The sequence below is a fragment of the Streptomyces sp. NPDC091416 genome (genome assembly GCF_044756845.1).
Classification (GTDB): domain Bacteria; phylum Actinomycetota; class Actinomycetes; order Streptomycetales; family Streptomycetaceae; genus Streptomyces.
In genome coordinates this window covers 274314-299982 of the sequence record NZ_JBIVTU010000004.1, presented here as the reverse complement: position 1 = coordinate 299982, position 25669 = coordinate 274314, and the positions used below count along the sequence as shown (strand labels likewise).

The 25669-nt window shown below is 72.4% G+C and carries 22 protein-coding genes and 2 pseudogenes; 13 read left to right on the top strand and 11 right to left on the bottom strand.

Translation table 11 applies throughout. The features are described 5' to 3' along the window. Positions 1-187 precede the first annotated feature (187 nt). Positions 188-1171: a hypothetical protein gene (locus tag ACIQMX_RS14925; RefSeq protein ID WP_402477991.1), complete on the top strand. Its 984-nt coding sequence runs from the start codon at positions 188-190 to the stop codon at positions 1169-1171. A 67-nt stretch (positions 1172-1238) separates the two neighbouring features. Here ACIQMX_RS14925 and ACIQMX_RS14920 read toward each other — a convergent pair whose 3' ends face one another. After that, complete coding sequence (locus ACIQMX_RS14920; protein ID WP_402477988.1) at positions 1239-2090, bottom strand: SMP-30/gluconolactonase/LRE family protein; 852 nt, start codon at positions 2088-2090, stop codon at positions 1239-1241. After that, positions 2087-2860 (bottom strand): IclR family transcriptional regulator, encoded by a 774-nt coding sequence (locus ACIQMX_RS14915; protein WP_363065527.1) that lies wholly within the window; start codon positions 2858-2860, stop codon positions 2087-2089. Before ACIQMX_RS14915 ends, ACIQMX_RS14920 begins: the two co-directional genes overlap by 4 nt. A 250-nt stretch (positions 2861-3110) precedes the next feature. On the opposite strand from ACIQMX_RS14915, the gene ACIQMX_RS14910 reads away from it, so the two are divergent. The 3 genes from ACIQMX_RS14910 to ACIQMX_RS14900 all read left to right on the top strand — a co-directional run bounded on the left by ACIQMX_RS14910 (position 3111) and on the right by ACIQMX_RS14900 (position 6103). Further along, positions 3111-4616, top strand: a complete 1506-nt coding sequence (locus tag ACIQMX_RS14910; RefSeq protein WP_402477985.1) for a bifunctional phosphatase PAP2/diacylglycerol kinase family protein — start codon at positions 3111-3113, stop codon at positions 4614-4616. 216 nt (positions 4617-4832) lie between these two features. Continuing rightward, positions 4833-5642, top strand: a complete 810-nt coding sequence (locus ACIQMX_RS14905) for a methyltransferase domain-containing protein (protein WP_363065523.1) — start codon at positions 4833-4835, stop codon at positions 5640-5642. A gap of 104 nt (positions 5643-5746) precedes the next feature. Continuing rightward, positions 5747-6103 carry a VOC family protein gene (locus ACIQMX_RS14900; protein ID WP_363065521.1) on the top strand — a complete coding sequence of 119 codons (357 nt, stop codon included), beginning with the start codon at positions 5747-5749 and terminating at the stop codon, positions 6101-6103. 13 nt (positions 6104-6116) lie between these two features. On the opposite strand, the gene ACIQMX_RS14895 is transcribed toward ACIQMX_RS14900, so the two are convergent. Then, positions 6117-8096, bottom strand: coding sequence for a DUF5107 domain-containing protein (locus ACIQMX_RS14895; protein WP_402477981.1), 1980 nt, complete (start codon positions 8094-8096; stop codon positions 6117-6119). 95 nt (positions 8097-8191) lie between these two features. Further along, positions 8192-9088, bottom strand: a complete 897-nt coding sequence (locus tag ACIQMX_RS14890; RefSeq protein WP_402477979.1) for an arginase family protein — start codon at positions 9086-9088, stop codon at positions 8192-8194. 72 nt (positions 9089-9160) lie between these two features. Here ACIQMX_RS14890 and ACIQMX_RS14885 point away from each other — a divergent pair, with 72 nt between their 5' ends. Beyond that, complete coding sequence (locus ACIQMX_RS14885; RefSeq protein ID WP_402477977.1) at positions 9161-9502, top strand: DUF6204 family protein; 342 nt, start codon at positions 9161-9163, stop codon at positions 9500-9502. 69 nt (positions 9503-9571) lie between these two features. Further along, positions 9572-10545, top strand: a pseudogene (locus ACIQMX_RS14880) (IS630 family transposase). 42 nt (positions 10546-10587) lie between these two features. Here the strand turns inward: ACIQMX_RS14880 and ACIQMX_RS14875 are convergent. Beyond that, on the bottom strand, positions 10588-11370 hold the full coding sequence (locus ACIQMX_RS14875) for an SDR family oxidoreductase (RefSeq protein ID WP_402477976.1): 783 nt from the start codon (positions 11368-11370) through the stop codon (positions 10588-10590). Positions 11371-11453: 83 nt separating this feature from the next. Then, positions 11454-12032 (bottom strand): TetR/AcrR family transcriptional regulator, encoded by a 579-nt coding sequence (locus tag ACIQMX_RS14870; protein WP_402477974.1) that lies wholly within the window; start codon positions 12030-12032, stop codon positions 11454-11456. Positions 12033-12195: 163 nt separating this feature from the next. On the opposite strand from ACIQMX_RS14870, the pseudogene ACIQMX_RS14865 reads away from it, so the two are divergent. Further along, positions 12196-12396 (top strand): annotated as a pseudogene (locus tag ACIQMX_RS14865) (tyrosine-type recombinase/integrase); the annotation flags it as partial. A gap of 451 nt (positions 12397-12847) precedes the next feature. On the opposite strand, the gene ACIQMX_RS14860 reads toward ACIQMX_RS14865, so the two are convergent. Next, positions 12848-13762: a LysR family transcriptional regulator gene (locus ACIQMX_RS14860; protein WP_402477972.1), complete on the bottom strand. Its 915-nt coding sequence runs from the start codon at positions 13760-13762 to the stop codon at positions 12848-12850. A 156-nt stretch (positions 13763-13918) separates the two neighbouring features. Between ACIQMX_RS14860 and ACIQMX_RS14855 the strand changes: the two genes are divergently transcribed. Further along, positions 13919-14752 (top strand): NmrA family transcriptional regulator, encoded by an 834-nt coding sequence (locus tag ACIQMX_RS14855; protein WP_402477969.1) that lies wholly within the window; start codon positions 13919-13921, stop codon positions 14750-14752. Continuing rightward, positions 14749-15414, top strand: a complete 666-nt coding sequence (locus ACIQMX_RS14850; RefSeq protein WP_402477966.1) for a DUF1772 domain-containing protein — start codon at positions 14749-14751, stop codon at positions 15412-15414. Before ACIQMX_RS14855 ends, ACIQMX_RS14850 begins: the two co-directional genes overlap by 4 nt. Positions 15415-15580: 166 nt before the next feature. On the opposite strand, the gene ACIQMX_RS14845 is transcribed toward ACIQMX_RS14850, so the two are convergent. Next, positions 15581-16768: a cytochrome P450 gene (locus tag ACIQMX_RS14845; protein WP_402477963.1), complete on the bottom strand. Its 1188-nt coding sequence runs from the start codon at positions 16766-16768 to the stop codon at positions 15581-15583. A gap of 34 nt (positions 16769-16802) precedes the next feature. Then, complete coding sequence (locus tag ACIQMX_RS14840; RefSeq protein WP_402477960.1) at positions 16803-17654, bottom strand: patatin-like phospholipase family protein; 852 nt, start codon at positions 17652-17654, stop codon at positions 16803-16805. Between the two features lie 158 nt (positions 17655-17812). Between ACIQMX_RS14840 and ACIQMX_RS14835 the strand changes: the two genes are divergently transcribed. Then, the gene (locus ACIQMX_RS14835; protein WP_402477958.1) at positions 17813-18499 is read left to right on the top strand and encodes a TetR/AcrR family transcriptional regulator; all 687 of its coding nucleotides are present in this window, start codon (positions 17813-17815) and stop codon (positions 18497-18499) included. A 172-nt stretch (positions 18500-18671) separates the two neighbouring features. Here ACIQMX_RS14835 and ACIQMX_RS14830 read toward each other — a convergent pair whose 3' ends face one another. Continuing rightward, entirely contained in the window at positions 18672-19640 is a 969-nt protein-coding gene (locus ACIQMX_RS14830) for a hypothetical protein (RefSeq protein ID WP_402477956.1), read from the bottom strand. A 162-nt stretch (positions 19641-19802) separates the two neighbouring features. Here ACIQMX_RS14830 and ACIQMX_RS14825 point away from each other — a divergent pair, with 162 nt between their 5' ends. The 3 genes from ACIQMX_RS14825 (at position 19803) to ACIQMX_RS14815 (ending at position 24425) form a co-directional block, all read left to right on the top strand. Further along, entirely contained in the window at positions 19803-19988 is a 186-nt protein-coding gene (locus tag ACIQMX_RS14825) for a hypothetical protein (RefSeq protein ID WP_402477954.1), read from the top strand. A 61-nt stretch (positions 19989-20049) separates the two neighbouring features. After that, positions 20050-22881: a CHAT domain-containing protein gene (locus ACIQMX_RS14820; protein ID WP_402477952.1), complete on the top strand. Its 2832-nt coding sequence runs from the start codon at positions 20050-20052 to the stop codon at positions 22879-22881. Positions 22882-23084: 203 nt separating this feature from the next. Then, positions 23085-24425 carry a tetratricopeptide repeat protein gene (locus tag ACIQMX_RS14815; RefSeq protein ID WP_402477949.1) on the top strand — a complete coding sequence of 447 codons (1341 nt, stop codon included), beginning with the start codon at positions 23085-23087 and terminating at the stop codon, positions 24423-24425. 365 nt (positions 24426-24790) lie between these two features. On the opposite strand, the gene ACIQMX_RS14810 is transcribed toward ACIQMX_RS14815, so the two are convergent. After that, positions 24791-25669, bottom strand: coding sequence for an NADP-dependent oxidoreductase (locus tag ACIQMX_RS14810; protein WP_402477946.1), 879 nt, complete (start codon positions 25667-25669; stop codon positions 24791-24793).

Here is a 25669-nt window from a genome sequence, read left to right as displayed (position 1 = left end):
CGGATCATGCCGGGTTCACGGAGCCCGGTACGCGCTCCCGGGCTCCGCCTCCGGATCACGTCCGGCTCGCGGGCCCTGCACGCGCTCCCCGGCTCGGCCTCCGGCTCACGTCCGGCTCTCGGGCCCGTCCCGCCCGTCGCTCTTCCACCCGAACCTCGTCCGACCCACCGAACACGAAAGGTCGCTCATGACCTCCGTATCCCCTGCCCCGTCCGGATCCCGCACCGGCGTCCGGCGTCCGGGCGAGCCCGCGCTCAGCGCGGTCGGGCTCGGCGCCCCCGCCGCGGCCCCGGCCGACGCGTCCCCGCACACCTTTCCCGACGGCGGCACCTGGCGGACCGAGATCCCGTCCGTGGAGGGCCCCGAAGCGCTGTCCGTCGTGCTGGAGGAGAGCGCACGGCTCGGTGTCCCCGTCCACCGGATCAGCCAGGGCAGCGGCGTCTGGATGCTCAGCGACACCGAGATCACCGACATGGTCGAGGGCTGCGCCGAACGCGGCATCGAGCTCTGCCTGTTCACGGGCCCGCGCGGCAGCTGGGACACCGGCGCCTCGTTCCGTACCGATTCGGGCGGGGCCGGGCTGCGCGCCCGTGGCCACGATGCCCTGGCCGGCTGTGTCGAGGACGCGCTGCGCGCCTGCGAACTCGGCGTGAAGTGCCTGCTGGTGGCGGACGAGGGCGTGCTGTGGACGCTGCACCGGCTGCGTGAGCAGGGCGTACTGCCCGCCGACACGACGTTCAAGGTGTCCGCTCTGGTCGGGCCGGTGAATCCCGCGTCGTTCGCCGTCTACGAGCAGCTGGGCGCCGACTCGGTGAACATCCCGTCCGACCTGACGCTCGCTCACTTCACCGAGATCCGGCGCGCGTCGGCGGCTCCGATGGACCTGTACATCGAGGCCCCGGACGACCTCGGCGGATATGTGCGGATGTACGAGGCGGCCGAGCTGATCCGGCGCGGCGCGCCGCTCTACCTCAAGTTCGGCCTGTCCAGGGCGCCCGGGATCTACCCGTACGGCGCCCATCTGCGCGATGTCGCCCTCCAGACGGCCCGCGAGCGGGTCCGGCGCGGCCGGCTGGTCCTGGATCTGCTGGCCCGGCACGGCGCCGACGGGAACATGTCGCCGCTCGGCTCCCGGCTGCCGGGCCCCCTGCGCCGCTTCCCGGCGCGGTGATCCACCGCCGGGCGGGTCCGCGATCCGAACCCGCCCGGCTTCCCCGCGGCCCCGCCCCAGCCCGGCCTCAGCCCGCGAAGGCCGTGCCGGGAAGGCCCTGGCCGGCGTCCGGCAGGACCAGCAGCGAACCCGAGAGCGGATGCGGTGCGTCGAGGCCGGTGCGGGCGGTGGAGACGTAGAGATCGCGCAGGTCCCGGCCGCCGAAGGCGCAGGCCGTGGGACGTCGCACCGGCAGTCCGACGACGCGGTCCAGCCTGCCGTCGGCCGTGTAGCGGCGCAGCGCGGCGCCGTCCCACAGGGCGACCCACACGGCCCCTTCCGCGTCCACCGTCAGACCGTCGGGGTAGCCCGCACCCTCCTCCACGGTCGCGAACGGGCGGCGGCCGGTGACCTGGTGGCCGTCCACGTCGAAGACGTCGATCCGGCGGGTCGGCGTGTCGATGTAGTACATCAGCCGGCCGTCCGGGCTCCATCCGGTGCCGTTGCTGCAGGCCACCAGGGGCAGCACCCGGGTGGCCGTGCCGTCGGGGGCGACCCGGGTGAGGCTGCCGCCGACCTGCGACTCGTCGTAGCGCATGGTGCCCGCCCAGAGCGCCCCGTCCGGCGCCACCGCGGCGTCGTTCCCGCGCCGTCCCGGTTCGACGTCGTGGACGAGCCAGCGGAAGGCGCCGTCCGCGTCGTAGAGGCCGATTCCGTCGCGCAGATTGACGACGAGGCCGCCGCCGGCCCGTGGTTTGGCCGCGCCGACGTGCTGTTCGGTGGCCATGACGGTCCGCCGGCCGTCCGCGGGGTCGTAGGTGTGGATCCGGGAGGAGAGGATGTCGACCCAGATCAGCCGTTCGCCGGCCGGGTCCCAGGTCGGACCCTCCCCGAGTGCGGCGTGTTCCCGTACGGCGACATCGAGGCGGGGGCGGCTCACTTCTCCCTCCGGTGGTGTCCGAGCCGTCCGGAGAGCGCCTCGGCACCCTCGGCGGCGAGCGCGGCCAGTTCCGCCTCGCGCTCCTCGCTCCAGCGGATCATGGGGACGGAGACGGAGAGCGCGGCGACGACCCGGCCGGACCGGTCCCGTACGGGTGCGGCGACGCAGCTGACGTCGGGGTTGGACTCCCGGTGCTCCACCGCGACGCCCCGTTCCCGTACGGCAGCGAGCGCCACCCTCAGTTCGTCCTCGTCGGTGATGCTGTCGGGGGTCATCCCCGTGAGTTCGAGTCCTTCGAGGCGGGCGTCGAGCTCCCGTTCGGGGAGGGCCGCGAGCAGCATCTTGCCGACCGACGTGCAGTGGGCGGGCAGCTTGCGTCCGGCGGCCGACACCATGCGGACCGCGTGGGTGGAGTCCACCTTGGCGATGTAGATGACATCCGTGCCCTCCAGGATCGCCACATGGACGGTCTCGCCGCAGGTCTCGGCGACCTGCCGGGCCACCTGCCGGCCCTCGGCCGCGAGGTCGAGCTGTTCGGCGTACCGGCTGCCGAGCTGGTACGTGCGGACGCCGAGCCGGTAGCGGCCGGGCTGGTCGGGGACGGTGACCAGGTACGAGCGGGCGGCGAGCGTGGTCAGCAGCTCATGGACGGTGGTGCGCGGGAGCTGGAGCTTGCGGGTCACCTCGGGCGCGGAGAGCGTACCGTCGCCGTGGAGGAAGAGTTCGAGTACGTCCAGCGCCCGGGTCACCGCGGGGACGAGTCGCCCCATGGTCGTGCACCACCCTCTCGTGTTCGACATTCCGGCCAGTGACCGGCATCACGAACACAGGCTAAGCGTCGCGGACTTGCCGGGGCAATGACGGGGTGATGTGCGGCACCCGATACCTGGATGGGCGAGGTGGTTTCGTCCCGATATATGCACTCATGACCAACGGGTGACGGCGGCGCGCGGGTACCCACCCGCATGGTTCGGGCGCGCCTGCCGGTTCGGCGGGGGCGCGCAGGGTATTCGCTGTTCCATGTCTTCACCGAGCTTCCCCTCACCTCTGCCGCGGCCCGCCGGGCTGCGGGGCGTCCTGCACCGGCGCGACCTGGCCGTCTTCCAGAACCTGGCCGCCCGGCACTGGCCGGCCGCCGGCCCCGTACTGCCGCGGCTCAGCCGCAGTGCGAACCACGGGCTGCTGTGGGTCGGCGCGGCAGCCGGTATCGCCGCGTTCGGCGGCAGCGCCCGGGCCCGCCGGGCAGCGCTGCGCGGAATCGCGTCGCTGGCGGTGGCCTCGGCCGCGATCAACACGGTCGGCAAGGGCGCGGTACGCCGCGAGCGGCCGATACTCGACGCCGTTCCGGTGATAAGGCAGCTGAAGCGCCAGCCCGTCACCACGTCCTTCCCTTCGGGGCACGCGGCCTCGGCTGCCGCGTTCGCCACCGGGGTGGCGCTGGAGTCGAAGGGGTGGGGAGCGGTCGTCGCGCCCGTCGCGCTGTCGGTGGCCGCCTCCCGCGTCTACACCGGTGTGCACTACCCGAGCGATGTGCTGGCCGGTGCCGCGCTGGGGATAGGGGCGGCGTTCGCCCTGCGCGGCGTCGTGCCGACCCGGGGCCAGCTGCCCGCACCGGGCAGGCCGCCCGCCGATGCGCCCGCCCTGCCGGACGGCCAGGACCTGGTCGTCGTCGTCAACCAGGAGTCGGGGACGGCCACGGCCACGGCGTCGCTGGTGCGGGATGCCCTGCCGAACGCGGAAGTGGTGGAGTGCCCGCCCTCGGAGCTCGCGGCGGAGCTGGAGAAGGCGGCCGGCCGCGGCCGGGCGCTGGGGGTGTGCGGGGGCGACGGCACGGTCAACCGGGCGGCGGCGGTGGCCGCCGTGCACGGGCTGCCGCTCGCCGTTTTCCCCGGCGGGACGCTGAACCACTTCGCGTACGACCTGGGCATCGAGACCGTGTCCGACGTCTGCGCGGCGCTCGGCGCGGGCAGCGCGGTCCGCGTGGACGTGGGCAGGTTCCGGCCCGGACCGGACGGGCCCGGCGGCGCCCACGGCTATTTCCTCAACGCCTTCAGCCTGGGCGTCTACCCGGAGCTGGTGCGGACCCGTGAGCGCTGGGCCCCGCGGATCGGCGGCTGGCCGGCCGGTGTCGTCGCGGCAGCCGAGGCGTTGCGCGGCCAGCGTCCACTGGAGGCCGAACTGCAGGGCCGGAGACGGCCCCTGTGGCTGCTGTTCGTCGGCAACGGCCTGTTCCAGCGGGTCGGCCCCGCGCCCGGCCGGCGGCACAACCTCGCGGACGGACTGCTGGACGTACGCGTCGTCCATGGCGGCCGGACCCCCGGGCTGAGGCTGCTGGCGGCCGCCGTCGCCGGCCCCCTGACCCGCTCCCCCATCCATGCGGCGGAGCGGCGCCGGCGCATCCGCATCTCCGGGCTGAAGCCCGGAACCCCGTACGCGTACGACGGCGAAGTGGCGCACAGCACGGGGGACCTGATGATCGACAAGCTGCCGGAGGCACTGACGGTCTACTGCCCGAGACCGGCCTGAGACCGGCCGGAGCCGGGAGGATCCCGGAAGAGCTGAAGGAACGAGGGGCGGCCGACGCCGAGTCGGCCGCCCTTTCGCGTCGGCCCGCCCCGCCACTCACGTCCATATAGCAAGATGGCCATCTCATTATTCGGCATCGGCGCGTACGGTAGCCGTATCGATCAGCACGTCGCGGCCCGTGTCTCGCGGTCCGCGCTCGAGAGAGGATGCACGGTCATGCCGAAGGAGACCGCCGTCTACACCCATGGCCACCACGAGTCGGTGCTGCGCTCGCACCGCTGGCGCACCGCCGCCAACTCCGCGGCCTACCTCATCGGCGAACTCCGGCCCGGCATGAGCGTGCTGGACGTCGGGTGCGGGCCCGGCACCATCACCGCGGACCTGGCGGCGCTGGTCGCCCCGGGCCGGGTGACCGCGGTCGACACCACCCGGGAGATCCTCGCCGAGGCGGCCGACGCCGCGTCCGGACTCGGCCTGGACAACGTCGAGTTCTCCCTGGCCGATGTGCACGCCCTGGACTTCCCCGACGACTCGTTCGACGTGGTCCACGCCCATCAGGTGCTCCAGCACGTCGGAGATCCCGTGCAGGCGCTGCGCGAGATGCGGCGGGTCTGCCGTCCCGGTGGCATCGTCGCGGCCCGCGACAGCGACTACGCGGCCATGAGCTGGTTCCCCGAGTCACCTGTGCTGGACGGCTGGCTGGAGCTGTACCGCCGCGTGGCACGGGCCAACGGCGGCGAGCCGGACGCGGGCCGCCGGCTGCTCTCCTGGGCCCGCGATGCGGGCTTCACCGACATCACCCCGACGGCCGCCTCCTGGTGCTTCGCCACCCCGGAGAGCCGGGAGTGGTGGAGCGGTCTGTGGGCGGACCGCACCATCGGCTCGGTCTACGCGAAGCTGGCGGTCGAGGGCGGCCACGCCACCGCCGAGGAGCTCACCGCGATCTCCGAGGCGTGGCGCGCCTGGGGCGAGCAGGGTGACGGCTGGTTCATGGTGCCGCACGGCGAGATCCTCTGCCGGGCCTGATCGCACGGCCCGGGGGCCCGGCCGCATACGCCGGCCCCCGGACCACCCCGCTCCCTCCACCGAATCGATCACACACCGCTGACCGGCCAACTACCCTGTTCGGCATGGAAATCCTGGGAACCACGCTGCGTATCTGCGTCGACGACCTGGAGGCCGCAGTGGCCTTCTACGAGGACCTCACGGCCAGTCCGGCGCTGCGCTTCGAACGCGGCGGGGTGTCCGTCGCCGCCATCAGCTGCTTCCTGCTGATGAGCGGCCCCGAGTCCGAGCTGGAGATCCTGCGCAAGGTGACCGCGACGATCGCGGTGAAGGACGTCGACGAGGCCCACGCCTCCCTGACCCGGGTCGGCGCGCGGGTCATCGCGGGACCGGTTCCCACCCCGGTCGGCCGCAACCTGATCGCGGTGCACCCGGACGGCTCGGTCTTCGAGTACGTCGACCGCAACCGGGTGGCGGACTGAGGCTGTCCCGCCGTCAGCCCCGCGGCCGCATCCGGTAGTTGTACGTGTCGGGCAGCGGTTCTCCGGTGAGTTCGGTGAGTTCGGCCCACACCTCGTCCAGGACCTCCGCCCCCTCACGCAGATCGGCGACCTCGAATCCGTCGTCGAACACGGCGCGGGCCGCCGCCAGGTCTCCCTCGGCGAGCAGGAGGCGCGCCTCCAGGAGCCGGAAGCGGCCCCGGAGACGGATGGCCGGGAGCAGACCGGACCAGACCGCGCGGGCACCGGCGGTACGGCCCGCGGCCAGCAGGGCTTCGATCGCCTCCCGGCCGAGGGCCGCCGTGGCCGCCGTCCACGCCTCGCCGTCGTCGCGCCGCTCCGCGCACAGGTCGTCGAACGCCTCGGCGTAGTGGTCGGCCGCCCTGTCCCGCTGACCGCTCTCGTGGGCGGCGACGGCGAGACAGCGCAGCAGGGGCCAGCGGGACGGGGCGAGGGCCAGCCCGCGCTCCCAGCTGCGAACCGCCTGGGCCCGGTCGTCGGCATGCCACTGGGCGACGCCGAGGTGGTACTCGGTGAGCGGTTCGGCGGAGGCCGTCTCCAGCATGTCCCGCCAGTGCGGGGAGACGAGGCTGGGCCCGGGCGGTGCGACGTGGCCCGGTTCGGGGAAGGCGCCCTGTTCCAGGAGCTGGAGCCAGGGTTCCTGCTGTTCGCCGAGCGTGGACGGCGCGAACGGGGTGCCGGGCAGCTCGTATCCGGCGCGGCGTACTTCGAGGGCGCCCCAGCCCGAGCCGGTGGCGAGGATCTCACCCGGCTCCGTGTCGGCGCAGCGCCGCCATGCCTCGTACGCGGCGTCCACGTCGGCGCGCGGCAGTGCCGCGGCGAGCCGCTGCTCGGCCTCCGCCCGGGCCGCGGCCCAGTCGGCGCCGTGCACGGCGCCGGGGTCGGCTTCGAGCGGCCCGTACGACTCCAGCCAGCTGAACTCGCCGCCGGGCTCCAGCGGCACGTGCTCCAGCTGGGTACGGGCCAGCCCGGCCTGGATCTCCGCGTAGCCGGTGGTACCGGGTTCGGTGAGCCACTCCTGCCAGCGGCGGCCACCGGGCCCGCTGCCCCAGAGGAACAGCTTGCGGCCGCGCAACAGGTCGGTGGAGGTCTGCACGAGGCCGCGGCCGTGCTCGTCCAGGGAGGCGATCCAGCGGCGGGCGCCGTCGGGCACCTCGTAGAAGTAGTCCGCCGGAAAGTCGCCGCGCAGCGGGTACGTCCGGTCGACGCCACCGGTCTCGGGCATCGGGACCCGGGTCAGCGTCCGTTCGTACCCGAAGTGCCAGGCCTCGTCGGCGGGCGCCAGCACCCGGGTGCGTTCGCCCTCCGGGACGGCGATGTTGGACCACCAGTACACGGGGGCGGGGTGTTCGTGCGGGTTGCGTATCCGCACGCCGACGTGGAGGAAGTCGGAGTCCTCCGGCAGCCACAGATCGACCTGGAACGGCAGGTCGCGCAGCCGCTCCCACTCCCAGAGCCGGACCATCTCACCGCCGTCCGGCGCCGGGACCCGGGCGGCGTGCACCGGGGCGCAGGACAGGGTGGTGTGACCCGTCGCGCCGATGTTCCACTCGATGCCGCCGGAGAACCAGGCCCCGTTGAGCGCGAAGTCGGCGGGCTGCAGCACGGGGTTGGCGTAGACGAGGTCCCGGCCGGACGGCTTGTGGACGAGGGAGTGGATGCGCCCGCCGAGTCCGGGAAGCACGGTGGCCCGCAGCCGGTCGTTCTCGATGACGATCGCGTCGAGGTCCGTGGGGGTGCGCTCGCGCCCGTATCCGTCGAGGATCCGCACGGGAAGGACGGTGGCGAGGGGTTCGTGGCCGATCTGGCGTGCCATGTCCCGGGGCAGCCCCGCCCGGTCCCGGTCGTCGACGACATGCATCTCGTCCAGGGGCCGCAGCGCGGGCAGCGGATTCTCCGGCCCCGTCGCCGCTGCGGGCAGGGTCAGTACGGTGCGTCGTACGGTGGTGGCCACGGCAACCTCGCTCCCTCGCGCGGGCCGCCGCAGGTCCGGGCGCCCCCGATGACCATGGAACACGCTCGGCGCCGCCCGGACCAGGGGATCAGCCGTCAGACTTCGGCAAAAGCCGCGACCACCAGGTCGGTGAGCAGCGCGCCGGCCGTGCCGTCCGGGTCGAGATCGGGGTCGTAGACCGTCACGTTGAGGCCGGCGCAGCGGGGCGAGGCGACCAGTGTCCGCAGCAGAGGCCCGAGTTCGCCGGGCAGCAGTCCGCCGTCGTCCGGGCTGTCGACGGCGGGCATGACCGAGGGGTCGAGCACGTCGGCGTCCAGATGGACCCAGTACCCGCCGAGCGCCGGGCTCTCCAGGCTCCGCACGATCTCGCCCGCCAGTGCGGCGGCGCCCTGCTCACGGATCTCTCCGACGGTCGCCACCGGGATCTTCAGCTCGGCGAGCTCGGCGCGGTCCTCGTCGTAGTCGCGGATGCCGAGGACCCGCACGTCCTCGTCCCGGAGGTACGGCTTCAGCCCTTCCAGTGCGGCGAGGTCGTCCTGCCCCCGCCCGGTGGCGATGGCCAGCTCCTCGCCGGCCGCGGCGCCGACCCCGTCGCCGTTGCCCGTGTGCCGGAAGTCGGCGGACCCGTCGACCGACACCAGTCCGTAGCGCCCGATCCGGCGCAGGGCGAGCGAGGCGCCCAGCTGGATGGAGCAGTCCCCGCCCAGGACGAGGGGGAAGTCCCCGGCGCGCACATGGTGCTCGACGCGGTCGGCGAGGGTGCGGGTGTACCGGGCGATCGCGGCGGCGTTGAAGACCCCGTCGCCCTCCTGCCACGTACCGCGGTCGTAGCGGGGCGGTACGACGACCCCGCCCTCGGCCGCGCCGAGCCGTTGCACGATCCGCTGCTCACGCAGGGCTCCGGCGAGCTTGTAGCAGCCCGGGACGGTGCCGGGGGCGGGGGGCCGGAGCCCCAGGTTGGAGGGTGCGTCGAGCACCACGATATTCCGCATGCGCCCCATCCTCCGCGCCGTAGGCTGGCACCTCAATCGGTTTGCGGAATGCGACAGGAACGGCGGAACACAATGGTCACGCAGCACACGTACCGGGTGATCGTGCGCGGCACGTGGGAAGGGCTGACGGACGAGGCCCGCGAGCGGCTGCTGGCCGAGGTGGAGCAGCACGGCCTGGCCGGGATGCAGTTCAGCGAGGAGGGATCGCTGACCTACGACCGTGTGCTCAAGCACTTCAGCTTCCGGTACGTGGTGGTGTCGGACGCCGAGGACGGCGAGGAGATGGCCGCCGCGATCGCCGAGGACCGCGCGGAGACGGCGCTGCGGAAGGCCGGTCACGGGCACGGCGAACTGCGCTCCACCGCGACGGACATGGACACCATGAAGATCAACTTCAAGGGGCGGCGGGGGTAGGGGGTGGAGTGGCGGCCGGGGCAACTACAGCCACAGGGGCTCTGACCAGGCAGTTTTCCCCTTTCGGCTCTGTCATGGGCTTTCTGGTTCAGCCACCGGATCATCCCTCGAAAGTGCACCGTCCGTGACGTCATCCACCGCTTCAACCAGATTGGGCTGTCCTGCCTGGACCCTCAATGGGCGGGAGGCCGCCCCCGCCTGCTCAGCGATGACGAAGAGGATTTCGTCATCCAGACGGCCACCACCCGCCCCACCAAGCCCGGCAGGCCCTTCACCCGCTGGTAGATCCGCAAGCTCGCCGACCATCTGCGGCGCAACGCCGTCCGTCCGATACACATCGACCGCGAGGCGCTGCGCTGCCTGCTCGCGCGCAACGGCGTGACGTTCCAGCGGACCGAGACATGGAAGGAATCCAACGACCAGGGCTTTGACACGGATCTGGACCGGATCGAGTACGCGTCGACGAGCGCCCCGACCGCACCTTCGCCTTCGGCGAGTTCGGGCCGCTCGGCATGCGCCCGACCGGCGGATCCTGCTGGGCCGAAGAGTGCAGGCCCGACCGGCTGTCGGCGACCTGCCACCGCACCCACGGGGTCACCTATCCTCCGCGGCTGTTACTCAGTCGGGGACGACGCGCTCTGGGGCATCAACCGGCACCGCAAGGGCATCGATCCGACCTGGCCCGCACTCAAGACCATCCGGTCAGCACGCCCCGACGGCGCCCCGATCCACGTGGTCCTGGACAACCCCTCCGCCCACAAGAACGCGCGCATCCTGCGCTGCGCAGCCCAGAACAAGGTCGAGCTGTGCTTCACCCCGACGAACGCGTCCTGGGCGAATCCGATCGAGGCGCACTTCGGGCCACTGCGACAGTTCACCCTCGCCAACTCCCATCACCCAACCACACTGTCCAGAAACGGGAGTTGCGCCGGCAACTGCGCTGGCGCAACCAGAATGCCAGGAACCCCGACGTCTTGGCCGCACAACGACGCGAACGCGCCCGCGTCCGCGTCCGCGTCCGCGGCGAGAAGGGCATCCGCTGAGGCGGAACGTCTCCTCGCCGCCCCAGCTCGCCAGTCGTCGTCTCACACCGTCTTGATGCCGCCACCCTCAACGAAGTAATCAGCACCGGTCACGCTTGCCGCGCGGTCCGAGACGAGAAACGCGACGACGGCCGCGACCTCGTCGGCCTCGACCATGCGGCCAGTGGTCATACCCATCGCCGCGGGCACCCCGGCCACGAAGTCGCGGTGCCCGACACCGTTCACCTCCGCGAGGCGGGCACCGAAGCCGTCGGCGTCCTCCCACATGCCGGTACGCGTCGGACCGGGAGAAACGGTGTTCACACGCACACCTCGAGGGCCGAACTCCTCGGACAGCGCCTTACCGAACGCGTTCAGACCCGCCTTCGCGACGCCGTACTCGATCGGACCCGTGCCCGGCAGGCGGGCACTCATCGACGAGATGTTCACCACCGAACCACGGCGCTCCAGGAGGCTCGGCAGCAGCAGACGGGTGACCCGGACCGTCCCGAACAGGTTGACCTCGAAGCTCTGCGCCCACAGGGCGTCGTCGCTCGCGAGGAACCCGTTCAGGGTAAACGTGTCACCGCCGCCCAGATTGTTGACCAGGATGTCCACGCCGCCGAGTTCCACGAGCGCCTGAGCCCTCAACTCCTCGGCACCTTCCGGCGTGCTCAGGTCGACCGCGACCGGGTGGGCGCCGGCTCCCTTCAGCTCGGCCGTGATCGTGCGGGCCGCACCCACCACGCGGACCCCCTCGGCGACGAGGTGCCGTGTGATCGCGAGGCCCACGCCTCGGCTGGCCCCGGTGACGACCGCGGTCTTTCCAACGAGATCGAGCTCCATGTCAGACTCCTTGAACATATTTGAACTACAGGTACAAAATTAGGCTACAAAAAAGGAGGCCGGCGCCGACCTGTAGTGCCGGACTACAGCGAATCCATCGCCGCGTTCACGACCCGCCTCAACTGCGTGGCATCATCTGCGGTCTTCGCCAGCACTCGCATGCCGATCACTGTCGCGAGCAACCAGGCAGCCACCGCCGCCGCGTCGCGGCCACCGGCGATCTCGCCGGCCCGCTGACCTTCCTCAACGGTCGCCCGGAACGCTCTCTCCGTGCGCGCGAACATCTTGCGCACCGTGTCCGCCGTCCCGGCGTCCGAGGTGGCCAACTCCGCGGCGGTGTTGACCGCCATGCAGCCACGCCGATCCGGGTCACCCAGATCGAGCTCGACGAGCGCCTCCAGCGCACCCCGCAGCCGATCCTTCGCGGAACCGGGGTGATCGAGCAGCGCCTCCAGCCACGCGGCCTGTGAATCGCGGTAGCGCATAAGCGCCCGCTCGAACAAGGCGTGCTTACTGCCGAAGGCGTTGTACAGGCTGCCCTTGCCGATGCCAATCTCATCCACGAGGTCCTGCGGCGTCGTCGCCGCGTACCCCTTACGCCAGAACACGCCCATCGCGCGCTCCACCGCCACGTCCGGATCGAACTGCTTCGGCCTGCCCATGGCGCCACCGTAACACCATTTTTGACCTTGAGGTCAAAAGAAATGGACGATGCTGCTGTCGCGGATCCAGGCGGCCGAGGACACGGCGGGCCAGATCGACTGGGACGTCTCGGTGGACTCGACAGCTGTGCGGGTCCACCAGCACGCCGCCGGCGCGGAAGGTGCCAGCGGTCGCGAAGACATGTTTCACGTGCTGCGTCACACCTACGCCAGCGTCCAGTTGGAGGCCGGCGAATCCATCGCGAGCGTGGCCCAGTGGCTGGGCCACTCATCTGCAAAAATCACACTCGACACCTACGCACACTTCATGCCCGGAGCAGGGCTGCGAGGCGTTGCGGCCATGGACTCCTGGCTCAGCCGATAAGTCCCTCAGAAGTCCCTAGCGCTCCCCCGCAGACCTGATCTGCTCGCATAACGGCAGGTCAAAGCCATCGTTGCCCGTCGCCGCCTGCTGTAGATCAACTTCAAGAGGCGGCGGGGGCAGGGAGTGGGCCCCGGTCAAGGTGTGGACATCAGCTCCGAGGCCTTCTGAGCGCCTCCGGCAGCGGCCCCTGGTGCGGAGGCGCCTGCGGCCTGAGCGGCCTGCCGCTGTTCCGACAACGGCGGGTGGCTGTGCAGCCGTGTCAGTGGGTTCCTCTGCGGTGCGCGGGACGCGATCCTCGACCACCCCGGAGACGCGGTCCGCGTAGCGGTTCCGGGCCGGGCCAGGCATCGCCATCGCGGCGGCCGGGCAGTCGGTCCTGAGTCTCTCGACGGTGTACGCGGCGCGGTCCGTCGCGATCGGACTCGTCATGCTGCCGCGCTGCTTGGCTGTGTCAGGTGATGCCCCAGCCGTCGTCGGGCTTGCCGTTGGCATGGGTGAGCGCGGCCTCGTGAAAGGTCTTGAGCCGGGCGGTTTCCGCAAGAGGTCGCCAGACGAAGCCCCATTCGTAGGGCGGCGCGTCGCTGATCGGGATGTAGGCCACGTCGGGGCGGGCGTAATAGGCAGCGGCGTGGGCCGGGACAGGGTAGATGCCCTGCCCCGCGCCGACGAGGGCGATGAGCTCCTGAATGGTTTCGACGCTCTCGCCGCGTTCGACGGGACGGCCGTTGGGAGTGCGTGCCGGTACGTGGTGATCGTCCCAGTAGGCGGGGACACAGCGGGGCGAGCGCAGCACGGTGTCGCGGGCGAGGTCGTCGAGGCGTACGGAAGTGCGGCGGGCGAAGGGATGGCGGGCCGAGACGGCGAGTGCGTGCGGCTCGCGGATGAGCACCGGCCCAGCAGTCAGGTCAGGCTCCTCGACGGGCCGGGAGCACAGGAGGATGTCGATTTCGCCGCTGCGCAGCGGTGTGTGGGCCTCACTGAACTGCACCTCGCGGATGCGGACCTCGATGTCGGGGTGCCGACGCTGCATCGACTGCGCCACGGCGAGGATGAACGGGCCTCCCGGAGCTCCGACGAACCCTGCCCGCAGCATGCCTCCGACGGTGCGGCCGGCGGTCTCGGCGCGTCTTACGCCTTCGAGGATCCGGTCGTAGCCGGGGCGGATGTCGTCGTACAGGCGCTGTCCCACCGGGGTGAGCGCGACCCGGCGGCTGGTCCGTTCGAACAGCATCACGCCGAGGCGACGTTCCAGTTGCTTGACGGTCTGGCTGACCCGGGCAGTGGAGATGCGCAGCCGTTCGGCAGTGCGCCCGAAGTGCAGTTCCTCAGCAACGGTCAGGAAGATCTCGATGTCGCGACGCTCCATGTCACGCCCCCCTCGCGGCGACGCCCCGCCGCGTTCGTCAACGCTCAGCTTAACGAACTTGCCTGGATCGGGAGTTGGTCAGGGCTCGGCGCGGCCCGAGGCTGGAGGCACGGATCGACGCACCGATCGCAGCGAAGAGACCGAAGGAGTCCCACCGTGCGACATCACGCACCCATGCTGGTTCTGGGCGGCACCGGCAGGACCGGCCGCCGGGTGGTCCAGCGACTCGCAGCACTGCACCTGCCCGTACGGATCGGGTCCCGCTCGAGCGGGTTGCCGTTCGACTGGCAGCAGCCCACCACCTGGCAGCGGGTGCTGGCCGACGTCCGTGCGGCGTACATCGCCTACCAGCCCGACATCGCCGCCCCGGGCGCCGCGGAGGAGGTCGGTCGCTTCGCCCGCCTCGCAGTGGCGTCGGGGGTACGGCGGCTCGTGCTGCTCTCCCGCCGCGGTGAGCCCGAAGCAGAACGTGCGGAGGAGGCCCTGAGACAGTCCGGCGCGGAGTGTGCGGTGGTGCGCTCGGCCCGGTTTCACCAGAACTTCAGCGATGGCCCCCTCCGGGACGCGGTGCTCGCCGGTCGGATCGTACTTCCGGCCGATCATTTTCCCGAGCCGTTCGTCGACGCGGACGACGTCGCCGACATCGCGGCTGCCGCCCTCACCCGGGACGGTCACATCGGGCAGCTGTACGAGGTGACCGGGCCCGAACTGCTGACGCTCGCCGACGTCGCCGCCCGGCTCAGCGAGGCGACCGGGCGTCGCATTGACCACGAGTCCCTCACCGCCCAGCGAGCCACCCCGGCACTCGCCCGGGCGCCCGAGGACATCACCGGCCTGCCCGCATTCCCGCCCACCGCGGCCCTCGACGATCGCAACGCCCACCTCACGGACGGCGTCCGACGCGTCCTGGGACGCCCCCCGCGCGGCTTCGCCGACTACGCCCGCCGCGCCGCCGCTGCCGACATCTGGAACGAGAGGCGACACGCATGAAGAACCTCCAGCAGTTCACCCTGATACTGACCACCCTCGCCACCGGCTTGATGGCCGGCCTGTTCGCGGCCTTCGCCTACTCCGTCATGCCAGGTCTGGCGCGCTCCTCCGACCGCACCTTTGTCGAGGCGATGCAGAACATCAACAAGGCGATCCTCAACCCCTTCTTCATGCTTCCCTTCATGGCCGCGATCCCACTTCTCGGACTTGCAGTGGTCCTGGCCTGGCGCGGCCACGGCCGGGCCGCGCTGCCGTGGCTGATTGCCGCGCTGGTGCTCTACCTCCTCGCCTTCATGGTCACCAGCGGCCTCAACGTCCCCCTCAACGACCAACTCGCCAAGGCCGGCAGCCCCGACCGCATCAAGGACCCTGCGGCCGTACGCGAGAACTTCGAGAGCACCTGGGCCGCCTGGAACGTCGTCCGCGCCCTGCTCCACACCGCCGCCTTCGGCTGCCTGCTGTGGGCGCTGATCCTCTCCGGCGCAGACCGGACGCAGGAGACCGCAGCCAGCGCCTCCCCGACCCGACGAGCGCTCGCCGCGGAGTACCGCAGCAGCAGCACGTACCTCGGCCCCGGATGGGGCACGGAGAGCCGCACGGCGCAGCCGGGGCCGATGCCGCAGAAGCCGCAAGCTCGTTGGGCCGGCGAACGGCGCGGGTAGGCCGTCCGCACCGCCGTGGGCGACAGCAGCGCCGCGCACGCCGCGTCGTCATCCCGGTCGCTTCTGCGATCAGCAGGACCCGGCCCCGCGGCAACGTAAAGGCCCGACGACCGTACCGCCATGGCGTCGGCCGACAGCAGACGGTGGCCGTCTCGGACAGCCCCGTTCAGCGGGCCCGGCCAAGGCTGACCGGCAACGCGGTCAGCCCACGGAGCAGGGTGCTGGTCCGCCAGGTCAGGTCCGCCGGGTCGGCGGCGAAGGCCATCGGCCGGTGCTGTTCCAGGAGCAGCCGCAGGGCGACCACGGCCTCCGCCCGCGCCAGCGGGGCACCCAGACAGTGGTGCAGCCCATGACCGAAGGCGGCGTGGCCCGAGGTGCGGCGCGTGAGGTCGAAGCGGTCGGGGTCCGGGAAATGGAGCGGGTCCCGGGAGGCGGCGGCGAGGGAGACCTGGACCGCGTCGCCGGCGTGGATGCGGGTGCCGGCGAGGTCCAGGGGCTCGGCCGCGAAACGGAAGGCGGTCGCGTGGACGGGAGAGTGGTAGCGGAGCGACTCTTCCACGGCGGCGGATGCCAGACTCGCATCAGCGCGCAGCAGGGCCAGTTGCCCGGGGTCGGCGAGCAGGGCGTGCAGAGTCCCCGAGATCAGGTTGACCGTTGTCTCGTGGCCCGCGACCAGGAGCAGGAAGGCCATGCCGAGGAGTTCCTCGATGGTGAGGCCGGATGAGTCGGCTGCGAGGTCGCTGAGCAGGGTGCCGTCCGGGTCGGCGGCCTTCCGGGCGGTCAGTTCCGTGAGGTAGCCGCTCAGCTCGGCGGCCGCAGCGGCCGCCGCGGGCGGCGAGGTGGGCATGACCAGCTCGTTCGACCAGTCGTGGAAGGCGGAGCGGTCCGTCGCCGGCACGCCCAGCATGTCGCAGATCACGGTGACGGGCAGCGGCAGAGCGTACCCGCGCACCAGGTCGGCGGTCCCCTGCTCGGGCAGTGCGGCCAGCAGGTCCGCCGCGACCGCTTCGATCCCGGGCCGCAGGGCGGCGATCCGTCGTGGTGTGAAGTGCTCCGTCACCAGCCCGCGCAGGCGGGTGTGGAGCGGCGGGTCGCTCTGGAGCATGTTGCGGCCGAGGGCGTGGCCGCCGTCGGTCTGCCAGGACGAGGAGTGCTGTATGTCGTTGCGCAGCCGCGGGTCGGTCAGGGCGGCCCTGGCCGCGTCCCGCGTCACGACCAGCCAGCACTCCCCGCTGCCCGGAACGGTTATGCGGTGCACGGGTCCATTGACCCGCAGGGCTGCGTAGACGGGATACGGGTCCATGGCCAGGTCGTGGCCTTCGGGGGCCAGTTCTTCCAGGGTGGGCGCCTGCACGCTGTGGCCTTTCGGTGGGAGACGGATGCGGGGTTCAGCCGTGCCATACGCCGGCCACGCCGGCTGCCAGTGCCTCGGCCCTGGCGTATCCGGCGCGGGCGGCGGCGGGAACGCGGGCGTTCGCCGTCATGTCACGGCCCATGGCCCGACGGTCGGTGCGGTCGGGGTGCAGCAGGCAGACGCGGGTTCCCTCCGCGGCCAGCTCGGCTGCCTGTCGCTGGGCGCCGGGGTGTGGGCCGACGGCGTCCGGTATCGGCACGACGGCCAGTACCCGGTCATATCCGCGGGCCATGTGGATGTTGGCGGTGGACCGGCTGCCGCCGTCGATCCAGTGCCGGCCGTTGAGCGTGACGGGCGGCCAGACCAGGGGCACCGCGCAGCTCGCGGCGACCGCGTCGACGAGACCGGCCTCCGTGTCCGCGTCGAAAGTTCCCACCTCGCCGCTCACCGCGTCGACAGCGGCGATCCGCAGACCTCGCGCGGGCCAGTCCGTCGCCCCGCACAGCAGGGTCCGTACGGCGTCGAGCATCTCGGGCGCCGGTCCGGTGCGCGCCGCCAGCGCGGCACGGCCGAGGCGCCGCACGGAGCGCTCGGGGTCGCGGGAACCAAGGGCCGCCCAGAGGAAGCGGAGCGTCTGGGCCGCGGTGACGTGGAGATCGATGCGGTCCTCTCCGGCGAGCAGGCGTTCGTACAGCTCGCGGGGCGGCTGACCGCAGGCCAGCCGGGAGCCGAGGATCGCGCCCGCCGAGGTACCGATGACCACATCGGCCCGGCCGAGGTCGATGCCCGCGTCCGCCAGGCCGGCGACCACCCCCGTCAGCCATGCACCGCCGACCGGCCCTCCCCCGCCGAGTACGAGTGCGGTTCCGCTGCTGCTTCCGCTCATACCGAGCCCTCCCGAACGCACGAATGAACACGACGTGGGTAGTGGCCCCTTCCCCCGCAGGGCCACCACTCACGCGAAATGGGGAGTAGTCCCCACTTCGAGGTCGGACGATACCATCAGTACCGGGGAAGACTCCCCGCTTCTCTCGGAGGATGACGATGACCGTCGACGCAGACGATCCAACAGCCCCCCGGCGACGCGACGCGCGCCGCAATCGCCGGCTGTTGGTCGAGGCGGGCCACGAGGTGTTCACCGAGCAGGGGCTACAGGCACCGCTCGACGTGATCGCCCGCCGGGCGGGTGTGGGCAACGCGACGCTCTACCGGCACTTCCCCACCCGCGCCGCCCTCGTCGACACGGTCTTCCGCGACCAGCTGGCAGGTACGACGGAGGCGGGCGAACGGGCCAGGGCGGCCACGGATGCCTGGACAGGCCTGAACGACTATCTCCGGGCCGTCTTCTCCACGCTCGCCGCCGACCGCGGCACCAACGACCTCATGACCACGCACACCGAAGGCACGGGGGCACTGGACGCCGTGCACACGCACAACCGGGAAACGATGCGGCTCCTCCTGGAACGCGGGCGGACGCAGGGGACGATCCGCGCGGACGTCACCACCGAGGACGTCCTGTTCGCACTGGCCGCCCTGGGCCGCGCCGTACCGGCCCTGACGACCGCAACCACCCCGGACGCCTGGCACCGCCCCCTCGCCCTGCTCCTGGACAGCCTGCGCCCGGCCCCCGCGCCACTTCCGGAGCCGCCCCTCACCCCTGCCCAACTCGGCGACACACTGGCACAGTTGGGCCCACACCGGGCGCCCGAACGGAGCGTGAAGGGCCAGTAGACGACCACGTGTGCGGCTCCATGAGGGCCTCCACGAGGGCGCCCTCCTCAACCGCATTTCCGCCCGGGCCTGTTCTCGGGAGCGCTGAAGCGCACGATGGTCCGGCCCGGCCCGAGCTCATGATCCCCGCGCTCATACCGGTCGTCGCGTCGGCGCGTCGTACGACGGCGGGTCATGCCCCCTTGCGGAGGGTACGGGTGACTTCCAGGCCTTCGACGGCGGTGAGCCGCTCCTCGCAGGGGATGCCCAGGGCCGTCGCCAGGTCCCGGCCGTGCAGGTCGACGACCGCTTCGACGAGCTCGGCGAACTCGTGCACCGCCAGCCGGCCCTGCCGCCAGGCTCCGGTCCAGGTGACGGCCGCGATCAGGGCGGCGGGCCACCAGCACAGCGCGGGAAGTACGTACAGCAGCCCCCAGGCGGCACGGCGTGCCGCGCCGGTGAGCGCGGTCCGGGCAGCCCGTATCTCGCCGTGTGCGGTGTCCGGGAGCAGGAGCCAGAGCCTGGGCCAGGCCGAGGCGAGGTCGAGGGCGTAGGACCGGTGGACCCGGGCGTCCGCCGCCAGCAGCCGGTCGCCCATCCAGGTGGGACGGGCCGGGCGGGTGAGGGCGATGAGGTTGCGGGCCTCGCCCAGTTCGACGGTGGTCAAGGCCGTCGAACGCTCCGCCGTGCCGTCGAGGTCCGGGGAACCGCCAAAGGCGTCCGGGGCGAAGGATTCGCGGGTTTCCGCGGCGGCGCGCAGGGCCCTCTCCCTCAGCGCCTGCCGGTAGCGCGCGTCGGCTGCGCTCCACCTCCGTGCGCGACGCCGGGTCAGGGCGCGGGCGGCCGGCCGCAGCGGCCGCGGCCAGTCGCCGAGCCACAGCCTCTCGACGCCGCCACCGAGCGCCCCGGCCAGCCTGCTGACCCCGGCGGAGGCCACGAGGACGAGTGCGGCGACCAGGAACACCGTTCCCGGGGAATGTGTGGCGGGGCTACCTGCCATGGCGTCGATACGCTCGGTCAACAGGCCGTGGCCGAAGGGGTTCCGGTGACCGAGGACCGATCCGGCCGCGGCCACGGCGAGGTAGAGGAGACCGGGCAGCACGAGCAGCGACAGCCAGGTGTCGGCGAGCTTGCCGCCGAGCGTGGCCAGGAACGCGGTCATCGCTCACCACCTCACCAGGCGCAGAGGAAGGGCGAACAGCTCGCACCTGCCGGCGCCTTCGAGCACCACGCGGTCGCACCGGCCCTCCGGGCACACGTGCGCTTCCTCCAGGGGATGCCCGGGCCCCAGGTAGGGAAGAGCGACCCCGCCGGGTGCGCGCAGTTGGCCGAGGCCCCGGGCGATGCCGCACTGGCGGAGCAACTCGTCCACATCCGCAGCGAGTTGTTCCGCATCGCCGCCTGCACGGAGTTCGGTCAGAATCGCCTCAAGCGCCGGCAGCCGTCCACGACGGGCCACGACCTCCTGTACGCCCGCGAAATGGTGGCAGAGTTTGGCGAGTTGGGCTGATTCCGGACCCGTCATCCTGTTTCCCCTCCCGATGTCCGCCTCGCCTCGTACGGTAACTCCTGTGACCGGCACGGGGCGTGACGATCTGGTACGGGCCCTTGGCGCCCGGGTGCTGCTGTACCGGTCCTGCCTGGATCAGGACGCGGTTCTCTCCCCTCAGGCATTGGCCGAGGTTCAGGCGTTGATGCGACTGGTGGCCGACCCCTCGACCGATCCGGAGGCGGTCCGGGCCATAGCGGACCTGCATCTCTGCCGGAGCCTGGTGCTGGGCGCGGAACGCGGCCGGGAGGACGCCGTCGTCGCCGCGGCCCTGGCCCGGTACCTCGGCCCCGGCGGACCGCCGGACGCCGCGGCCGAGGCGGCGGACCGGCGTGTCGCCCTCCTTCATGAGCAGGCCGGTGACCGGGTCGCGGCGGCCGAACGTCACCGGGATCCCGCGCTGTTGGAGCAGGCCCTCGACGCGGCCAGGGCCGCGGTCGACAACACCCCCGTGCAGGCAGGACCGATCAGGGCGTCCGCGCTGGCTCTGTGGGCACTGGCCCTGCGGCTCCGGTACGAGCGCGAGGGCGATCCGCAGGACCTCGACACGGCCATCGGCGCCTTGCGCGAGGCCGCGACGGCAGCGGGCAGCCGGCACCCCGACCGCGCGGGGATCCTCAGCAGGCTCGCGGCGTCACTGCGAGAGCGCCATGAGCGTACGGGGGGTCTTGAGGACCTCCTGGAAGGGGTGCGGACGGCCCGCGCGGCCGTCGAAGCGGGCGGCCCGGCCGACCGCGGGGGCAGGCTGCACAACCTCGGTCTCGCACTCCGGCTGCGCCATGAACGGACCGGGGAGCCGGCGGACCTGGAGGAGGCCGTCTCCGTACACCGCGAGGCCGTCGCCCTCACACCACCCGGTCACCGCGACCACTCCCTGCTCCAGCAGGGCCTGGCCAACGCACTGGACGTCCGGTTCGAACGGACCTCCGCCGCCGAGAACCTCCGGGCGCGCATCGACGCCCTGGAGGCAGCGGTGGGCACGAGCGCCGGGGCGGCCCCGGGAACCGGAGGCGGGGCCGCCGCGGACGCCGGCAACAGGGGTACGGACGACGCCGTTACGCGGGTCGGCGCCCTGGTCAACCTCGCCTCCGCACTGACTCAGCGGTACGGGCTGACCGCCGACGACGGTGACGCGGACCGCGCCGAGAGCCTGCTCCGGACCGCGGCGTCCATCCTGCCCGCCCGGCACGCACGGCACGCCGCGATCCAGTACCAACTCGGCCTGGTACGTGCGGCCCGCGACCGCCCCGAGGCGACTGCCTGCCTGCGGGCCGCCGCCCTCCACCCCGCGGCCGCGCCCCGGCTACGGCTCCGGGCGGCCCGCGGCTGGGGGCACTCCGCGATGACAGCGGGCCGGCCGAAGGAGGCGGTCACCGCCTACGGCCGGGCGGTAGCCCAACTGCCCGCCCTCGTCCCCCGCCACCTGCACCCGGCCGACGCCGAACAGGCGCTCTCCGAGACCGGACTCCTGGCCGGCGACGCGGCGGCATGCGCGCTGTCCGCCGGCGACCCGGCCCTGGCGCTCGGCCTGCTGGAACTGGGCCGTGGCGTCCTGCTCGGGCAGGGCATGAAGTACGGCGACGAGCTGACGGAACTGCGCGATCGCGCCCCGCGGACAGCCGACCGGCTCGTGTGGCTGCGTACGAGACTCGACTCGGCGGACGAGGAGACGACCTCCGACGAACGCCACGAGCTGGCAGCGGAATGGGACCGGCTCCTGGCCGAAGTCCGCGCCCGGCAGGGCTTCGAGGACTTCATGAGCCCTCCGCGCCCCGACCGGCTGCTGCCCCGGGGCGCGGAGGGGCCTGTCGTCGTCGTCAACGTCAGCCGCTACCGCTGCGATGCGATCGCGGTCACCGCCGAAGGGCTGCGCGTCGTCCCGCTCCCCCGACTCGCCCTGCCCGAGCTCATCCACCGGACGGCGGACCTGCTCACCGTTCTCGACGGCCTCCAGGACCCCGCCGGAGCCGATCCGATGGCCCAGGTCTCGGCCGAGGACGAGATCGACGGACATCTCCGGTGGCTGTGGGACACGGTGACCGGTCCCGTGCTCGACGGCCTGGGCATCACCGGCCCGGCCGAGGCCCGGCCGCCCCGCGTGTGGTGGATCCCCACCGGACCACTGACCTTCCTCCCCCTGCACGCCGCCGGACACCACCACGAGAAGGCGGGCCGCACGGTGCTCGACCGGACGGTGTCCTCCTACACACCCTCCCTGCGCGTCCTCGCACGGAGCCGCATCCGCCCCGACGCGCCGGCATCCTCCTTCCTCGTGGTCGCCGTGCCCGAGCCACCCGCGGCCCCGCCCCTGCCCGGAGCCGCCAAGGAGGCCGCCGCGCTCACCCGGCTGCTGCCCGGGGCGCGGCTGCTCACCGGCGACGGCGCCACCCGCGATGCCGTGGTCGCCGCTCTCCGGGACCACGCCTGGCTGCACTTCTGCGGGCACGCCACCGCCGAACCGGGCACGGGCTCGGGAAGCCGACTGCTCGTTCACGACCACCTCGACCACCCGCTCACCGTCGCGGGGATCTCCCGCCTCGACCTGTCCGGCGCCGAACTGGCGTACTTGTCCGCATGCCACACGGCCCGGACGGGATTCACCGCCGTGGACGAGACGCTCCACCTCGCGGGCGGCCTCCAGATCGCCGGATTCCGCCATGTGGTCGGGACGCTGTGGAGCATCGACGACACGGTGTCCGTGCGTATCGCCGAGCGGGTGTACGCGGGCCTGGGCGTACCGCGGCCGGTGGCCGATCGCGCCGCGTACGCCGTCCGCGAGGCGGTACGGGACATACGCGACCGGTATCCGCTGACGCCGTCCCTGTGGGCGGCCCACATTCACGCAGGTCCGTGAAAACCCTTTACGCGTAGGGTAGTTAACCCTGGATTGCCCGGTCCGGGGATGCGGTGACGGGAAACCGACGTGGGGGGAGCGACATGGGCGCGTGGTGGAGGAGACGGGGAAGGGGCGGCAGCGCCGGGGGGCGGAGTACGCGGGGCGGTCCGGGTCCGAACCGGGACGACCTGATCAAGGCGGCCTACCAGCACGGCCATCCGGTGCCGGAGGATCTCGCCCGGGAGGCTGCGGAGGCGGGCGGAGTCGAGGCGATGACGGTCTACGGCATCGGTCTCGGCAACCGGGGGCTCCTCGACGAGGCCGAGATCTGGCTCCAGCGGGCGCGGGCGGCCGGTGACCCGATGGCGTCCATGGCGCTGGGCACGATCCGCATGGACCGTGGCGACCTCGACGAGGCGGAGCGCTACTTCCGGCCGGTCGCCGACACCGGGAACTCCATGGCCCGTCAGGCGATGGAGGAGGTACGGGCCCTGCGCGCCGCCGAAGCCCGCAGGGTCCCGCGACCCTCCGCGCCGACGCCTGCTCCCGGACCGCCTCCCCCGTCCGCTCGGGTGAGCACGGCACCGTCAGGCACTTCCGGCACTTCCGGCACTTCGGCAGCTTCGGAGGCATCGGCTGCTTCGGCTGCTTCGGGGGCTTCGGAGGCTTCGGGGGCTTCGGCATCCGAACCGGGATCCGCCGTGGAATGGGCAGGCCGCCTGCTGCTCCTCAACCTGGACGACGACCATCCCCATGTGCACCTGGCCATGGCCGTCCTTCAGGCCGACGCGGGGCACTGGGACCGGGCCCGGGCCCACTTCGCGGCCGCACTGAGCTCCGGCGACCCCGAGGTGCTCTTCTGGATCTCCCAGATGCACGTCGCCGAGGACGGGCTCCACGCGGCGGGACCGCACATCCAGCGGGCGGCCGACGCGGGGCACCCGGTGGCCCAGCACACCATGGGAGCGATGCTGGCCGAGGCAGGCGAGACAGCGCGGGCGGAGCACTACTACCGTCTCTCCGTCGCCGCCGGGCACACCGACTCCTACGTCAACCTCGGCGTCCTGCTGCGCGGGCGCGGCGACCTCACCGGCGCTGAGACCCACTACCGCATGGCGATCGAGGCGGGAGACGTCGACGGCATGAACAACCTCGGCAACCTGCTGCGTCAGCGCGGCGACCTGGCCGGGGCCGAGCAGTGGTGGCGCCGGGCGGCCGACGGCGGCAGCGCCGACGGGCTCGTCAGCTACGGCGCGGTCCACGCGGAACGCGGCGACTGGGACGCCGCGGAGGAACTGTGGCGGCGGGCGGCCGAGCAGGGCCATCCTGCGGCGAAGCTCAACCTCGCGTCGGCCCTGATGCGCAAGGGATATGCGGAGGAGGCGGAGCGCTGGGTGCGTTCCGCCGACATCCCCGCCGTGGCACCCTCACCGCCGACGGCGGACGCCCCGGCCGGTCCCGACCTCGTGGCGGTGGCGAACTGGCTCAGCGGCGCCGCCGGATCGGGCGACGCCGACGCCCGGGCGGCACTGGACCTCATGGGCAATCCGGACAGGAGATGATCCGTCGGCAACGCCGCCGACAGGCCCGAAGCGGCGGGCGGCTTCAGCCTCGGACCGGCCCGCGAACCTCTGCCGATGTCTCTGCCTCTGCCGATGTCTCTGCCTCTGCCTCTGCCTCTGCCTCTGCCAGACGAACGAGTGTGCCGTGACCACGATCGCCGAGGTGCCCGCACGGGCAGGCCCGGGAAACCCGCCACCGCTGGGCGAGGCCCCGGCGCCTGCGGTGGCGTCTTTGCTCAGCAGGTGAAGGTGCCGGCCGAGCGGTGGACCGCAGACGACCGGCACGGCAGGGGCACACCCACCGCCCCGGACGGCTACGCCGAGGCGGTTCGGCCGGTACGGCGGCGGGCATGCACGGTCGCCATTCAGAAGGTGAGCAGGATCTTGCCGAGCACTCCGCCCGCTTCGAACCGCTCGTGCGCGCTGCGGACCTCGTGGAAGGGGTAGCGGTGGGCGATGCGCAGCCGGAGTTCGCCTCCGTCCACGAGAGCTGCAAGCCGGGCGAGGTGATCCCGGTTTTCCTGGACGTAGCTCTTGGCGGCGCCGGGGATGTCGGGCAGGGGTTGGTCGGCGATGGAGACGTACCGTCCCCCTGGCGCGAGGGCGGGGCCCGTGTCGATGCCTGCGGTGTCCAGTACTGCCGTGTAGGTGCGGCGGGGCAGGTCGGCCGGGAGGTGCCAGACGCCTGTGGCGCCGAGTTCCCGGGCCGCGTCGAGGTGTTCGGGGCGTGAGACCAAGGCGTCGACGGTGGCCCCGGTGTGGCGGGCGAGCTGGACGGCGATGCCGCCCACGGCACCGGCCGCGCCGGTGATCAGAACGTTGTCTCCGTCAGTGACTGCTGCCCGGTTCAGGGCCTGCAGCGCCGTCACCCCGGCCAGCGGAAGTGCCGCGGCATCCTGCAGTGCGAGTGTGGTGGGTGCGGCCGCCAGCAGCCCGGCGGGCAGGCAGACCTGCTCGGCCCAGGTGCCGCGGCCGGTGGCGATCTGTGCGGACATCGCTATGACCTGGTCCCCAGGACGGTGGCGCGGGTGGTTCGAGGCGGTGACGACTCCGGCCAGATCCCACCCCAGAGTGGCGGGGAGTTCGGGCCCGACGTCCCAGGCACGAGTCTTCCAGTCCACCGGGTTCAAGCTGCTGGCGACGGTACGGATCAGGACTTCGCCGACTCCTGGAGTGGGCTCGGGAACCTCCCGGACGGAGAGGACTTCGGGCCCGCCGTGGCGAGTGATGCGGATCGCGCGCAT